At 32.8% G+C, this 15,010-nt stretch carries 14 protein-coding genes and 5 pseudogenes; 7 read left to right on the forward strand and 12 right to left on the reverse strand.

Annotated features, from left to right (window positions below; translation table 11 throughout):
• Nucleotides 1-83: 83 nt before the first annotated feature.
• The 5 genes and pseudogenes from ACQ9BO_RS22735 (at nucleotide 84) to ACQ9BO_RS22755 (ending at nucleotide 5,137) form a co-directional block, all read left to right on the forward strand.
• Complete coding sequence (locus tag ACQ9BO_RS22735; RefSeq protein WP_431242596.1) at nucleotides 84-326, forward strand: hypothetical protein; 243 nt, start codon at nucleotides 84-86, stop codon at nucleotides 324-326.
• A gap of 184 nt (nucleotides 327-510) precedes the next feature.
• Nucleotides 511-1,139: pseudogene (locus ACQ9BO_RS22740) on the forward strand (TetR/AcrR family transcriptional regulator).
• On the forward strand, nucleotides 1,129-2,448 hold the full coding sequence (locus tag ACQ9BO_RS22745; RefSeq protein ID WP_431242597.1) for a TolC family protein: 1,320 nt from the start codon (nucleotides 1,129-1,131) through the stop codon (nucleotides 2,446-2,448). Before ACQ9BO_RS22740 ends, ACQ9BO_RS22745 begins: the two are co-directional and overlap by 11 nt.
• Before the next feature lie 12 nt (nucleotides 2,449-2,460).
• Nucleotides 2,461-3,540, forward strand: coding sequence for an HlyD family secretion protein (locus ACQ9BO_RS22750; protein WP_431242598.1), 1,080 nt, complete (start codon nucleotides 2,461-2,463; stop codon nucleotides 3,538-3,540).
• Between the two features lie 5 nt (nucleotides 3,541-3,545).
• Nucleotides 3,546-5,137: pseudogene (locus tag ACQ9BO_RS22755) on the forward strand (DHA2 family efflux MFS transporter permease subunit).
• A 227-nt stretch (nucleotides 5,138-5,364) separates the two neighbouring features.
• Here ACQ9BO_RS22755 and yaaA read toward each other — a convergent pair.
• Complete coding sequence (gene yaaA, locus ACQ9BO_RS22760; protein WP_431242599.1) at nucleotides 5,365-6,123, reverse strand: peroxide stress protein YaaA; 759 nt, start codon at nucleotides 6,121-6,123, stop codon at nucleotides 5,365-5,367.
• Between the two features lie 408 nt (nucleotides 6,124-6,531).
• Between yaaA and ACQ9BO_RS22765 the strand changes: the two are divergent.
• Nucleotides 6,532-7,964, forward strand: a pseudogene (locus tag ACQ9BO_RS22765) (CCA tRNA nucleotidyltransferase).
• A gap of 12 nt (nucleotides 7,965-7,976) precedes the next feature.
• Nucleotides 7,977-9,002 carry a COX15/CtaA family protein gene (locus tag ACQ9BO_RS22770; RefSeq protein WP_431242600.1) on the forward strand — a complete coding sequence of 342 codons (1,026 nt, stop codon included), beginning with the start codon at nucleotides 7,977-7,979 and terminating at the stop codon, nucleotides 9,000-9,002.
• A 288-nt stretch (nucleotides 9,003-9,290) separates the two neighbouring features.
• Here ACQ9BO_RS22770 and ACQ9BO_RS22775 read toward each other — a convergent pair.
• The 11 genes and pseudogenes from ACQ9BO_RS22775 to ACQ9BO_RS22825 all read right to left on the reverse strand — a co-directional run bounded on the left by ACQ9BO_RS22775 (nucleotide 9,291) and on the right by ACQ9BO_RS22825 (nucleotide 14,904).
• A pseudogene (locus ACQ9BO_RS22775) lies at nucleotides 9,291-10,059 on the reverse strand (LytR/AlgR family response regulator transcription factor).
• Between the two features lie 35 nt (nucleotides 10,060-10,094).
• A complete protein-coding gene (locus ACQ9BO_RS22780; RefSeq protein WP_431242601.1) occupies nucleotides 10,095-10,463 on the reverse strand; it encodes a 2TM domain-containing protein in 369 nt (122 codons plus the stop codon).
• Nucleotides 10,464-10,551: 88 nt separating this feature from the next.
• On the reverse strand, nucleotides 10,552-10,851 hold the full coding sequence (locus ACQ9BO_RS22785) for a 2TM domain-containing protein (protein WP_431242602.1): 300 nt from the start codon (nucleotides 10,849-10,851) through the stop codon (nucleotides 10,552-10,554).
• A gap of 18 nt (nucleotides 10,852-10,869) precedes the next feature.
• Complete coding sequence (locus ACQ9BO_RS22790) at nucleotides 10,870-11,187, reverse strand: 2TM domain-containing protein (protein WP_132989768.1); 318 nt, start codon at nucleotides 11,185-11,187, stop codon at nucleotides 10,870-10,872.
• Nucleotides 11,178-11,507, reverse strand: coding sequence for a 2TM domain-containing protein (locus ACQ9BO_RS22795; RefSeq protein ID WP_431242603.1), 330 nt, complete (start codon nucleotides 11,505-11,507; stop codon nucleotides 11,178-11,180). Before ACQ9BO_RS22795 ends, ACQ9BO_RS22790 begins: the two co-directional genes overlap by 10 nt.
• A gap of 2 nt (nucleotides 11,508-11,509) precedes the next feature.
• Nucleotides 11,510-11,752 carry a 2TM domain-containing protein gene (locus tag ACQ9BO_RS22800; protein ID WP_431245192.1) on the reverse strand — a complete coding sequence of 81 codons (243 nt, stop codon included), beginning with the start codon at nucleotides 11,750-11,752 and terminating at the stop codon, nucleotides 11,510-11,512.
• A gap of 61 nt (nucleotides 11,753-11,813) precedes the next feature.
• Nucleotides 11,814-12,128, reverse strand: coding sequence for a 2TM domain-containing protein (locus ACQ9BO_RS22805; protein WP_431242604.1), 315 nt, complete (start codon nucleotides 12,126-12,128; stop codon nucleotides 11,814-11,816).
• Nucleotides 12,119-12,448, reverse strand: a complete 330-nt coding sequence (locus ACQ9BO_RS22810) for a 2TM domain-containing protein (protein ID WP_431242605.1) — start codon at nucleotides 12,446-12,448, stop codon at nucleotides 12,119-12,121. The genes ACQ9BO_RS22805 and ACQ9BO_RS22810 overlap by 10 nt, the downstream gene beginning before the upstream one ends.
• Nucleotides 12,448-13,805 (reverse strand): annotated as a pseudogene (locus ACQ9BO_RS22815) (2TM domain-containing protein). The gene ACQ9BO_RS22810 and the pseudogene ACQ9BO_RS22815 overlap by 1 nt, the downstream one beginning before the upstream one ends.
• A gap of 22 nt (nucleotides 13,806-13,827) precedes the next feature.
• Nucleotides 13,828-14,451, reverse strand: a complete 624-nt coding sequence (locus tag ACQ9BO_RS22820) for a hypothetical protein (protein WP_431242606.1) — start codon at nucleotides 14,449-14,451, stop codon at nucleotides 13,828-13,830.
• A 45-nt stretch (nucleotides 14,452-14,496) separates the two neighbouring features.
• Nucleotides 14,497-14,904 carry a DUF2141 domain-containing protein gene (locus tag ACQ9BO_RS22825; RefSeq protein ID WP_431242607.1) on the reverse strand — a complete coding sequence of 136 codons (408 nt, stop codon included), beginning with the start codon at nucleotides 14,902-14,904 and terminating at the stop codon, nucleotides 14,497-14,499.
• Nucleotides 14,905-15,010 lie beyond the last annotated feature (106 nt).

The following is a 15,010-nucleotide window of genomic DNA, read 5'->3' on the forward strand; positions in this document are numbered from 1 at the left end:
TTCATTATGGAAGTAAAGGTCAAAAATCAGATGTATTTTTCATATCTCTAAAAAATTTAGATGAAGATTTAGGAGTTTACAGAATGTCTAAAGACTATAATGATTTACTGCAAAAAATAAATATTGGAGACAAGGTTAAAGTCTATTATCAAGCAAATTCTAATGAAGATGAAAATATAAATATTGATCTTATTCAACTTGAGAAAGATGGAAAGATTATAATTGACAAAATTGAATACGAACAGAAAGAAGGCAGTCTTTTATATATTGGATTAATTGCTGGTTTTTTTATTCTTTATATCTCATATCGAAATTACAAAAGATAATCTGAGAGTGTCAAAATTTGATAAAGCTGAAATACTAACGTGTTTCAGCTTTTTTTGATTTCAAAACCATAAAATTAACACAAATTACCGAAACCGTTTTATGTTAATATTATGTTAAAATAAAATTAAACAAGCGTTTAAATTAAACAACTGTTTAATTTTGTACTCGATAAGAAACAATACCATGTCAAACATCGAATTAAACGATAAAAAAATTCAGATTCTTGAGGTTGCGGAAAAGCTGTTTTCTGAGAAAGGATTTGAAGGGACGTCCATTCGGGACATCTCAAAAGAGGCAAAAATCAACATTGCCATGGTGTCGTATTATTTTGGATCAAAAGAGCGTCTTCTTGAAGCTTTGATTCTCCATAAAACCACCGATTTAAAATTACAACTCGAAAATTTATTGCAGGAAAATATTGAACCGCTTGAAAAAGTCAATAAATTAATCGAAATTTACATTAACCGAATTTGCCTTAACAAAGGGATTTACAGGGTTTTACATTTCGAACTTTATAATAAAAAGAGAGAAAAAGCCTTCAAGCTTTTACAGAACTTAAAAAAGGAAATTTAAAATCTGTAGAAAGCATTATCAAACAAGGACAAGATCAAGGGGTTTTTAGAAAAGATTTAAATATCCCATTGATTACGCCAACGATTATTGGAACCTTTTTTCACTTTCATATGAATCGCTCTTTCTTCGAAGAATTATTGGATTTAAAAACGGAAGAAATGTTCAACAATTACATTAAAAACAATCTTACAAAGCACATTCAACAAACTATAAAAGCGCTACTTGTTTATGAAAATTAGTCAATTAATGCTCTTTGGAGTTTTCTTTATCGGAATATCTTCAATAGAGGCACAAGAAAAAACAAGTTTAACCTTGGGCGAAGCCGTGAAAATGGCTTGGGAAAAGAGTAACGAAGTTACGCTTGCCAACACTAAGGTAAACACAAAAAAATACGAATTAAAAACCGTAAAGAACAATCAATATCCAGATATTAAAGTTTCTGGTCAATATCAGCGTCTTACAAAAGCATCGATTGATATGCCAAATCAAGGCGAAAGTGCTTCGTTAGCTTCTCCAGACAGAGCAATGCTTGGAATGGCAAATTTAAGTCTTCCAATTTTTGCTGGATTTAAAATTCAAAACAGCATTGATGCATACGACAACTTATATGAAGCTGAAAGCGCAAATGCTGAAAAAACAAAAGAAGATGTTGCTTTAAAAGTAATCACTTATTATACAGCATTATACAAAGCTCAAAAAACTTTAGACGTTTTAAACGAAAATCAAAAAAGCGCAAAACAGCGTGTTACTGATTTTACTGAATTGGAGAAAAACGGAATTATTCCGAGAAATGATTTGTTGAAAGCGCAATTATTAGTTTCAAAAACACAATTGTCAATTGATGAAGCGAATAATAACATCAACAATATCAACTTTTACCTGACAACTTTATTAAAATTAGATCCTTCGGTAAAAATTGAAGTTAATGAGCAGGATTTCTTTAATCTGAAAACAACCAACTCAATAACATCTGATGCAGTTGCACTTGAAAGCAGAAAAGATTTAGAAGCGATTAGATTGCAAAGCAAAGCTTCAGAAGCTAATGTAAAAATCGCAAAAGCTGGTTATTATCCTTCAGTTTCATTATTGGGAGGTTATACCGCATTTGACCTTAAAGACATTATTACGGTAAAATATGCAATGAATTTTGGAATTGGTCTTTCTTATGACTTATCAGGAATTCTGAAAAATAATGTTCACGTAAAAGAAGCCGAAAGCAAAGCTTTGGAAGTAAAAAATACCGAAGCAATTATGACAGACCGCATTAAGGTTGAAGTTCAAAAATCTATCGAAGATTATGACTTAGCAATCAATCAAAGTGTAGTTTATGACGAAGCATTGCAACAAGGCGCAGAAAACTACAGATTAGTAAAAGACAAGTTTGACAACGGACTTTCAGACACTAATGATTTGGTTGAAGCCGATGTAGAACATTTAAATGCCAAAATTCAAACCGCTTTATCAAAAGCAACAATTATTCAAAAATATTACGAATTACTTTCAGTATCAGGACAATTATCACAATCATTCAATCTTTCTAAAATATAATCGATAGCTCTCATGGAAAAGAAAAAGACAAATAAAAAATTCATCATCATACTTGCAGTTCTTATTTTAGGAGGCGGAACTTACGGGATATCTAAATACTTGCACTCTCAAGCTCACGAAGAAACGGATGATGCTCAAATCGAGAAAAAAATGAATCCTATTATTCCTAGAGTATCAGGATATATCAGCAAAGTTTATGTGAAAGATAATGATTTTGTAAAAAAAGGAGATACTTTGTTTACAATCGATAAAAGAGATTATCAATTAAAAATTGATGAAGCAAACGTCGCATTATTAGGAGCTGAAAGTCAATATGAAGCCGCAAAAGCTGATATTGGAAGTGCATACGCAAGCATTAATGTTTCTGATGCTCAAATGAAATCTGCAAGCGGTTCTATCGAAAGCGCTAAAATCAGATTAAGACAGCTTACAAACGATTACAACCGTTACAATAATTTGTACAAAACACATACAATTACAAAACAACAATATGAGCAAGCTTTGACTGCTAAAGAAGAAGCTGAAAATCAAGTACGTGTTTTAGAACAACAACAAAAAGCGACTTCATACCAAAAATCAGTAATTCAATCTAAATCAAAAGTTTCAGACAAACAAACTGAGGTTGTCACTGCTAACATCAAAAAAGCGCAAACAATGCTTGATGTAGCAAAATTAAATCTTACTTATACTGTAGTAACAGTCGCTATTGACGGACAAGTTTCTAAAGTTGATATTCAGCCAGGACAATTAGTGCAACCAGGACAATCTTTGTTTTACATCATCAATAATAATGAAGCTTGGGTTGTAGCAAACTTTAAAGAAACACAATTAAACAAAATGGTTGTGGGACAAAAAGTAAGCTTAAAAGTAGATGCGTATCCAAACTATGAATTCAAAGGAATTGTAACTTCGTTCTCTCCTGCAACTGGATCTCGTTTTTCTTTACTTCCTCCTGATAATGCAACAGGAAACTTTGTAAAAACAATTCAAAGATTACCAGTAAAAATTAGTTTAGATCCTTCAAACGATCCAGAAAAAGTAAAATTATTACGTCCAGGAATGAATGTTGACGTAGATGTACATTTGAAATAAGATAAATGGCAACAGCAGTACAAGCAGATGACGATTTAGTAGAATACGGCTTCAGACGTGTTATCATTACGATAACAGCGGTACTTTGTGCACTGCTGGAAATTGTAGATACAACGATTGTAAACGTAGCGCTGACAGACATGCGCGGAAGTCTTGGTGCGACCTTGACTGATGTGGCGTGGGTTATTACAGCATACGCAATTGCGAATGTTATTGTAATTCCGATGACAAGCTGGCTTTCCCAGCAATTTGGAAGACGCAATTATTTTGTGGCTTCGATTATATTATTTACGGTTTGTTCCTTTTTATGCGGGAACGCTAGCAATATATGGGAACTTGTAGCTTTTAGATTCTTTCAAGGAATGGGTGGAGGTGCATTACTTGTAACTGCACAAACCATTATCACCGAAAGTTACCCAGCGACAGAAACGTGGTATGGCGCAAGCTATTTACGGAATGGGTGTAATTGTAGGCCCAACTTTAGGTCCGCCATTAGGAGGATATTTGGTAGATAATTACTCTTGGCCTTACATTTTTTACATCAATATTCCATTAGGAATTATTGCTACAATTTTAGCGCTTACTTTTGTAAGAAGTCCAAAATATGGTGAAAAACTAAAAGCAAATCAGGTTGATTGGTGGGGAATCATATTATTAAGTGCCTTTATTGGTTCATTGCAATTCGTATTAGAACACGGACAACAAGACGACTGGTTTAATGATTCATTAATTGTAACATTAAGTGTTGTAACCGTTCTTGGATTGGTATTGTTTATTTGGAGAGAGCTAACTTACAAATATCCAATTGTAAATTTAAGTGTTTTAAAAGATGGAAATTTAAGAATTGGAACCGTTCTATGTTTTATTCTTGGTTTTGGATTATACGGATCAACATTAATTATCCCAATTTACACGCAATCTATTTTAGGATGGACCGCAACTGATGCCGGTTTATTATTGATTCCGGGATCGATTACAACCGCGATTATGATGCCATTTGTGGGTAATATGATTCAAAAAGGTGTTCCTCAAGGTTATATGGTTGGAGTAGGATTTTTTATTTTCTTCCTCTTCACCTTTATGATGTACACTCGAATGACTCCAGACACTGGTGTAGAACATATGTATTGGCCGTTGATTTTAAGAGGAATTGGTTTAGGATTGCTTTTTGTACCTATTACAACTCTTTCGCTTTCAACATTAAAAGGAAAACAAATTGGTGAAGGTGCTTGCTTTTACCGGAATGATGAGACAATTAGGTGGTTCATTTGGTATTGCCATTATTACCACTTTTATTACACGTTTCACCCAATCGCACAGAGTAGATTTAATAAACAATTTAGATCCTGCAAAATTTGATGTTCAACAACGTATAGCAGGAATGCAACATGCCTTTATGGCGAAAGGCTACAGCGCAGATGTTGCATTAAAAAAGGCGTATCAAGCTTTAGAATATTCAATCCTAAAACAAAGTACGGTATTGTCGTACATGGATATTTTCATGTATCTCGGAATTATGTTTTTATGTTGTATACCGATTATCCTTTTCATCAAGAAAGGGAAGAACAAGATTAGTGCGACCGACGCAATGCATTAATAATAATAATTTTATAATACGCAGAAACGCCGAATTCATCATTTAGAATTCGGCGTTTATTTTTTGGAAGCATTTTTATTTAACCGCAAAGGACGCAAAGAATTTTAATTCCGAGAATCGTTAAAAACACAAAGTTCGCAAAGCTTTGTGTAAAACCTTTGCGAACTTTGCGTAAACCTTTGCGTCTTTGCGGTTAAAAAACTCAGAATCTTAGCATCTTAACAAAATTATCTTGTAAAAACCAAATGATTTCCTTTTGAAAGATTTGCATCGAATCGGTATCCTTCGTAATTAAAACCTTTTAAATCATCAATAGTTTCTGCATTGGTATCAATAATATAACGAACCATCATCCCTCTCGCCTTTTTCGCGAAGAAACTGATCATTTTAAGTTTTCCGTCTTTATAATCTTTGAAATCTGGAGTAATTACAGGCACTTTTAAAGCTTTTACATCAACAGCAGAAAAATATTCTGTGCTAGCTAAATTCACGAATAGTTCTCCTTTTTTCAATTCTTTGTTTAAAGCTTTAGTAACTGTTGGTTTCCAGAAATCATGGAGATTTTTAGATTCGCCAACAGGCATTTTGGTTCCCATTTCCAAACGATAAGCTTGCATTAAATCTAATGGTTTTAAAAGCCCATAAAGTCCTGACAAGATTCTTAATTTATCTTGCAAAACATCTAATTTTTCTAACGGAATTGAATAGGCATCCAAACCTGTATAAACATCACCATCAAAAGTATAAACCGCTGGACGTGCATTTTCAGCTGTAAAAGGAGTTTTCCATTCTTGATTACGTTTCCAGTTTAAATCGGCAAGTTTGTCTGAAATCGACATTAATTCTGATAATTCAGCTGGCTTTTTTGTTTTTACTACTTTATGAACCACTCTTGCTTCTTTTAAGAATGAAGGTTCTGTATATTGAGATGTTGGTAATTCTTTTTCGAAATTCAATGATTTCGCTGGCGATATAACAATTTTCATGTGTGCTTTTTTCTATGATTCAAAAATACAAATTGAAATTTTAAAAATTGATTATCGTGATTGATTTGTTTTATTGTTGCATAAATGTTTTTAGCCACAAATTACACAAATTTCCACGAATTATTCTTTTGCGCAAATTGTTATATTTTTTGCCACAGATTACAGGATTTAAAGGATTAAAAAAATCTGTGCAAATCTTTTTAATCTGTGGCAAAAAAAAATAATTCGTGAAAATTCGTGAAATTCGTGGCAACCCTTTCCCAATTCATAAAAATCGACGCTACAAAATGTGAAATTGTTCAAAAAAGTAAGCTTCAGATTATAATAGGCATTTTCTATGTTGTAAATTTGCATGCATTTTATTTCTACTGAAATTCTAAGTGCACCTTTTATTCAAAAATTGAATTCGTGGCGATACAAACAAATTATAAAACTGCTTTACAAAACAAAATCTTCGATATTATTTCGAAAGCTTCTCAGGAACTATACGTTGACTCTTACGTAATCGGCGGATTTGTTCGTGATTTGCTTTTAAACCGAGGTTCAAAAAAGATATTGATGTAGTTGCTGTTGGAGGCGGCATCGAATTAGCGCTTAAAGTTTCAGATTTACTTCCGAACAAACCAAAAGTTCAAGTTTTTAAAACTTACGGAACGGCAATGCTTCGTTTTGAAGATACAGATATTGAATTCGTAGGTGCAAGAAAAGAATCTTACAACCGTGACAGCCGAAATCCCATCGTAGAAAACGGAACGCTACAGGACGACCAAAATCGTCGTGATTTTACGATTAATGCTTTGGCTTTATCTTTAAATGAAAATAATTTCGGGGATCTTTTAGATCCTTTTAATGGTTTAACCGATTTAGAAACTAAAACAATCAAGACGCCTTTGGATCCAGATATTACCTATTCTGATGATCCTTTGCGAATGTTGCGCGCAATTCGTTTTGCAACACAACTGAATTTCGAAATTGAAGAAAATTCATTAAATGCAATCACAAAGAATGCAGAACGCATCAAGATTATTACTGGAGAAAGAATTGTAGACGAATTGAATAAAATTCTTTTGACAGATAAACCTTCAACAGGATTTTTGCTTTTATACAAAACAGGACTTTTAGATCTAATTTTGCCTGAATTGACCGCTTTGAATCAGGTTGAAGAAATTGAAGGCCACACCCATAAAAACAATTTTTACCACACTTTAGAAGTGGTTGATAATATTTGCCCAAATACTGATGACGTTTGGTTACGCTGGTCGGCATTATTGCATGATATTGGAAAAGCGCCAACAAAACGTTTCAACAAAAAACAAGGATGGACTTTTCATGGACATGAGTTTCTTGGTGGAAAAATGGCTAAAAAAATCTTCGAACGTTTGCATATGCCATTGAATCACAAAATGAAATTTGTGCAAAAAATGGTCATCATGAGTTCACGCCCGATTGTTTTGGCACAAGATATTGTTACCGACAGCGCAGTTCGCCGTTTGGTTTTTGATGCTGGCGAAGATGTAGAAAATTTAATGACTTTATGCGAAGCCGATATCACAACCAAAAATCCATCGAAATTCAAGAAATACCATAAAAACTTCGAGCTTGTCCGCAAGAAAATTGTTGAAGTTGAAGAGCGCGATCATGTTCGTAATTTCCAACCGCCAATTTCTGGGGAAGAAATTATGGAAATGTTTGATTTGAAACCTTCACGCGAAATTGGAGTTTTAAAAGAAGCGGTGAAAGAGGCCATTTTAGAAGGCATTATTCCGAATGAATATCAGGCCGCTTATGATTTTGTGATTAAGAGAGCTGAAAAATTAGGCTTGAAAAAAATAGAGAAATAAGTATTTAATAAAATGAAAAAAGAGAATAAATCAGTAATCATTTGGTTGCTATCAGGTTGTGTTTTATTATTTTTAATGGTTGTCGTGGGCGGTATCACACGTTTAACCAATTCAGGTTTATCAATGACGGACTGGCATTTGGTAACCGATACTTTCCCGCCTTTAACAGAAGCAAAATGGCAAGCGACCTTTGACGAATACAAGAAATTCCCTGAATACCAAAAAATCAATATTCACAACGATTTTCAATTAGCCGATTATAAATTCATTTATTTCTGGGAATGGTTTCACCGTTTCATCGGGCGTATTATTGGCTTGGTTTTCTTTGTACCATTTGTTTACTTTTTAGCGAAAAAGAGATTAGACACAGAGACTATCAAAAAATGTGTTGTGCTTTTAGGAATGGGTGCTTTTCAAGGTTTTCTTGGATGGTTTATGGTTCGCGACGGATTAATCGATAATCCTGATGTGAGCCACTTCAGACTTTCATTGCATTTGACTTTTGCGTTTATCACTTTTGCTTACACCCTGTGGGTAGCCTTAGATTTGATTTATCCGGAAAGAAATATCAATAAGATTTTACCGCTTCGAAATATTGCGCGCTATGCTTTGGTGGCATTGTTAATCCAAATTATTTATGGCGGATTTGTAGCCGGATTGAATGCAGGATTAATTCATAATCACTGGCCGTTGATGAGTGACGGAGAATTTATTCACGAATCGGTTTTTATTGAGCAATCAACTTTAATAAAAAACTTGACAGAAGGAAAAAGCGGTGTTCAATTTGTACATAGAACTTTTGCTTATGTTGTTGTAGCAATGATTCTTTTTCTTTTCTTCAAAAGTAAAAAATACACACTTACACAAACTCAAGCAAACGGAATCAAAACATTAGTTGTTTTTGTTTTCATTCAATTTACTTTAGGCGTTTTCACTTTATTATATAGCGTTCCATTGGCTTTAGGATTGATTCACCAAATTATGGCGTTTTTCCTTTTGAGTGCAATGACTTATACTTTGCATAGATTGAGCAAATAAAATTGATATATATAAAAATAAAAAAGCTGTCTTACAATGACGGCTTTTTTGATGGCCGGAGTATTTATAAAATTTATTCTAAGTGAAACCCCAGCGGGGTAAAATATTTATAGAATTACAATAAGACAAACAAAAAAGCTCCGGAGGAGCAACATATATTAGTGAAAAAAGTATGTCGCTCCTCTGGAGCTTTAGATTGTAAACGATTATTTTTTTCTATAAATATTTCGCTTCTCCGAAGCTTATAAAAAAACTATCCTTTTGAGACAGCTTTTTTTATTTGAATTTTTATCCCAGCCAGGTTTTAAAATCCTGTACTTTTTCTCGGCTTACAATTACCTCATCTTCCTTATAGGTTGGCAAAATAACTTTAAGTCGGGAATTGGTGTAAACCTGAATTTCTTTTATTGCTTGAAGCGGAACGATAAATTTTCTGCTTACGCGGAAGAAATTCTTCATATCTAATTCCTGTTCCAGAATTTCCAGAGTTGAATCTATTAGATAATTTCTGTTATCAAAAGTATGAATATAAGTTCCTTTGTTTTCACTAAAGAAACATTCGATTTCATCTGTAGTAATTACTTTTAAGTGCTGACCAATTTTAACGGTGAATCTCTTTTTATAAGTCTTTTCAAAAGGATTTGACAACATTTGTCTTATTTGTTCAAAATCCAATTGCAGATTAGAAGTTTCAGAAACTGCTTTAGGAAGTCTCATCTTGAATTTTTCAACAGCAACTTCAAGATCATCTTCATCAATTGGTTTTAAAAGATAATCGATGCTGTTTAATTTGAACGCTTTTAACGCATATTCATCATAAGCAGTTGTAAAAATGATGGCACTTTTTATATCAATTTTTTCGAAAATTTCAAACGATAACCCGTCAGATAACTGAATATCCAAAAAAATCAAATCTGGATGTTCATTGTTTGCAAACCAATCTACTGATTCTTCAACAGAATGCGGCATGGTTTTTACTGCAATATCAAGTTTTTCAAGCTTTCGTTGCAGCAATCTTGCTCGCCGGTTTTTCGTCTTCTATAATTAATGTGGTCATTTTGTTGGTTAAGGTTTTGGAAATTTAGGTTAAAATTACTCCCATTTATTTTTATTTTGAGCTTCTTTCTCCATAAATTTTTGGATTTTCTTTTGTTCCCAATCTTTGGTAAAAAAGATATCTGGCCCGAATACTGAAAATGCATGAATCAAAAGTGCAATTCCCCAATAAAAAGCGGTAGAATAAGTATGCCAATCTGATAAACCGTTGTAAATTATATCTTTTCCAAATACATCACGATTCAAATTTGTGATTATAATTATTGCATTTACAATAATATAAACTCTTAAATGCGAGTAAAAACCTTTTATTCTTTTTACTTTTCTGTATGCAATATTGAAGTTTTCATCAGTACTGAATTGCTCGTCGTGATCTTCAAAAATATTTTGTCCAAAACGTCTCATTTTATTACTTTTTTAAAGTTATTGCCATTTATTGCTCTTTTGCGATTCTTGATTCATGTATTCCTTAATCTTTCTCTCCTCCCAATCATCACCAAAGAAAATATCTCGTCCAAAAACTGATGCTCGCATGCATCAATAATGCAATTCCCCAATAAAAAGTTGTTGAATAAGTGTGCCACTCAAACAAACCGCTTTCAGTAAAATGAGTGCCAATAAATTCTCGGTTTAAACTCGAGATAATAATAATTGCATTAACAATTAAAAATACTTTCAAGTGCGAATAAAAACCTTTTATTCTTCTAACTTTTCTGTATGCTATATCGAAGTGTTCATCATTCGAAAATTCTTGTCTGTATTCTTCGTACATGCGTCTTCTTAAACGTCCCATTTTATTTTTATTTAAGGATTATTGCCATTTCTTTTTATTCTCTTTTTCTTTTTCCATGAATTCTTTGATTTTTTTCTCTTCCCAGTCTTTTCCTAGAACCGGGAAAACTTCAAAAACCTTTAATCCGTGAAAAACAACGCCAACTCCCCACCACAGTAATGGCCAATAAAACCAAAGATGATTTGGCGATGTCATTAAATTTATAACAATCAGAATTATGTTTACTAAAATAAAGGCCGTTAAGTTTCCGTAAAAACCTTTAATATTCTCGACTTTCTTTTTTGCCAAGTAATATTTATCCTCGTCATTAAAATTTACTTCCATGATTACTCCCATTTTTGTTTTTTTACTTTTTTATCTAAAAGGCTTTTCATCTTTTGCTCTTCCCATTCTTCATCGAAGATTTTATAAGAAGCAAACAAATCAATTACAGATACTAAAAAGACACTTGTCCAAATTACCATTACAACACTATTCAAATATTGCAGAGGAAAAAAATTCAGTGAAACTCCATAACATTCTTTTAAAAGATAGATTGTCAATCCAATTGTATAAATAAATGTATGAACATATAAAGATCTGAATTGAACAGATTTTTTGCTGAAAATTTTTTCAAACTCAAATTTTCCTTGGTCATTATTACAATTTGTTTCCATAATTATTTCCAAGTTTGTTTATTGTTTTCTTTTTCTAAAATTTCTTTGATTTTTCGTTCTTCCCATTCTTTGCTGAAAGCAGGCGAAATTTCAAAAGTTTTTAGACCATGTATTACAACTCCTATTCCCCAGCCAAAAACACACCATAAAAACCATAAATATTCTGGCGAAGTCATTAAATTTATAACGATCAGGATTACGGTAACCAGAATAAAAACGGTTAAATGCTCGTAAAATCCTTTAATCTCTTTTACTTTTTTTGAGCTTTATGATAACGTTTTTCTTCAGTACGATCAGTTTCCATGATTATTCCCAGATTTTTTTATTGTTTTCTTTCTCTAGAAGCTCTTTGATTTTTCGTTCTTCCCATTCTTTGCTAAAAGCTGGTGAAATTCTAAAAGCTTTCATTGCATGCATAACGATTGCAAATCCCCATCCCAAAACAGACCAAATAAACCATAAATAACTTGGAGAAGTCATAAGATTTACCACTATTATAATTGGATTGCAAAGAAGAAACACGGTCAAATGTTGATAAAATTCCTTAATCTCTTTTACTCTTTTTTGGGCTTCGTAGTAACGTTCTGCTTCCGTATAATCTGGTTCCATAATTACTCCCATTTTTGTTTTTCGTTTTCTTTTTCTAAGATACTTTTCACTTTACGTTCTTCCCATTCTGCTCCAAAAATTTTAAACGAAGCAAATAGATCGATCGCGTTAATTAAAAAGGCTGTTGTCCAAATTGCCATAACAAAACCGTTAATATATTTTAAGGGCAAAAAATTAAACGGCACTCCAAAATATGCTTTCAAAATATAAATTACCCATCCAATAAAAAAGATAAATGCATGTGAATAAAACGATTTAAGCTTTTCTATTTTTCTCTTGGCAAACTGCTGTAAATCATAATCCTCAGGATCATTATTGAAATTAGTTCTCATTATTTCCAGGTTTTTTGTTTGTTTTCTTTCTCTAAAATCTCGCGAATTTTTCTCTCTTCCCAATCTGAGCTGTAACCAAAAACTTTAAAAGCATGCATTACAACTCCAAATCCCCAGCCTAGAGCCGAAAACCAAAACCACTGAAATCCAGGAGAATACCTCAAATTTATAAAAATTAAAAATGGAATCACACAACAATATGAAATTACATTTCCGTAAAATCCTTTTAATTCTTCTACTCTTTTTTAGCTCTGAAATAAGCTTTATTTTCGTCGCTATAGTCTGCACTTGTTTCCATAACTGTAATTTGTTTGGTTAAAATCGGAATTTTAACGGTGAACGTTTCTTCATTTTGTTCGATCACTACTTTTCGGTTCGTTACAATTCCGTATCGGTTTACAATATTCTGCAGTCCAACACCTTTTCGATCCTGCAAAACTTCTTTCTTTTGAAAATCATTCTGAATCGCCAGATAATCTCCATCAATAAAAATTCTGATATGCAAGGGCTTTTGCTCACTTACAACATTGTGTTTCACTGTGTTTTCTAATAAAAGCTGAAGCGACAACGGAACTACTTTTGCATCTGGATTTATATCTCCAGCTGGCAATTCATAAAAAAGACTATTTTCGAAACGCATTTTCAGCAAATTCATATACGTTTTTGCGAACGATAATTCATCTTCAACAGAGACCAATTCTTTATCTTTTTGCTCTAAAACGTAACGGTAGATTTTAGATAACGAAGTTGTAAATCGTTGCGCATTGTCTGGATTTTCTTCGATCAAAGAACTTAAAACATTTAAGCTGTTAAAAAGAAAATGCGGATCAATCTGATTTTTTAAACTTTCGAATTGTGCATTTGCGGTTCCGGCGATAATCTTTTGCTGGGTTATTTCAAATTTTGAAGCTTGTTTCCACTTTACCATAAAACTTCTGGCTTGCAGGAAAGTTGAAACTGCTAGAGAAACTACAATATAAAATAAATGCACCCAAAGCATTCTAGCGCTAAAAAACACATCTAAAGTCACATGCCGCAAGACAACAAAAATGAAATAATTTATTCCTAAAACTACAGGAACTGTGTAAAGAACTGTACAAAGAATTCCGTAATAAACTCTCAGATTCGTTTGCTCCAGCCAGTCCCATTTTTTATCTAGAAATACACTGATGTATCCGTTCCCGAAACCGAGTCCGAAAGAATAAAGACAGCTTACAAAAAAGGTTACCAGGACATTTTTAACGTTAAAATCGTCTCCTAAAAATGCTGAAAATATAATTGCAAAGACCATAGAAATTTTGAAACAAGTTATCGTTCCACTTCTTACATCCGCAAAGCTACTTCTATAGTCTTTCATTCTAAATCAGCTTAAATTAAATTTATTTTTTACAATTTTTTTGAGTTTCCAAAGCTCTTTCTAATCCCCATTTTGGAGAAAAAGGCGTTGCAGGTTTAAAAGTAGCAAAAAGTTCGATAGCTCTGTCAACTTGCGCACATAATGGTTTTGTATCTACTCCTGACCATTTTGCTCCTCCAATTTGATAATCAGCTTCACCAAAAACGATTCTCGGATTATTTGGATCGATCGCTTTTCCTTTTGCGTAAGCTTCCATTACTTTAGCCGAATATTTCATTCCGTTTGTCATTGGATCTGCAACTACCCACGCTGTATAAATCAAGGCTTGCAATGCATAAAGCTCTGCATTATTTTGATCTTTTATGAATTCAACATCTAGAGCATCTTGCGCTTTAGTTAACAACAAATCGATTTTCGTTTTATCTTTTTCACTGAAAGCCGATGTCGTATTGATCAAAGCTACATAATAATTTGGCAGATAACTATTTTTCTCCGTCATCGCGATTCTTTCAAACATTGCCGAAGCTTCTGCATTTTTTCCTTCTTTCCAAAGCCCGAAAGCTTTTCCCATTCCTTGTTCAAATTGTGTTTGTGCTGAAGTTATTACTACTACAAATAATGCGATTAAAGTGATGATTTTTTTCATTTTATAAGTTATTTAATGGTTTTATATAGATTAGTTATTTGTTTATTAGAATTTTATTTCGACTTTTGAATCTTTACTGACATTAAACTTAGCGTCTGCATAAGCTGGAGGCCCCATAAATCCTTTTGCATTGTTTGAAGCCGCATATTCTTCTGATGGAATTCCCATTGCATTTCTGTCAAGCTTTCCGTTGATGTTTTCATCGTGATATGTTGAGATCGCATATTCTCCCGCAGGAAGATTTTCAAAAGTTACAATCGCCTGATTGTTTTTAATTTCAGAAGCAAGGCTTTTGTAAGTTGTTTTAAGAAACGTCCCGTCTGAATTATATAATCCTACTTTAACAACTCCTGTATCATTTTTTAAGCCTGAAACAGCAACAGTTAATTTTACATTTTGTGCAGACATTAAGCCGCAGATAAATAAAATAGTTATTGTAATAATTTTGGTCATGATTTCTAGTTTTTAAGTTACTAAGGTTCTAAGTTGCTAAGGTTCTAAGTTTTTTGTTGATGATTAAAACTCTTTTTTAAGTTTCAAAGGGACAAAGTTGCAAAGT

Origin of the sequence: Flavobacterium sp. P21 (assembly GCF_050632225.1) — a bacterium.
Taxonomy (GTDB): Bacteria; Bacteroidota; Bacteroidia; order Flavobacteriales; family Flavobacteriaceae; genus Flavobacterium.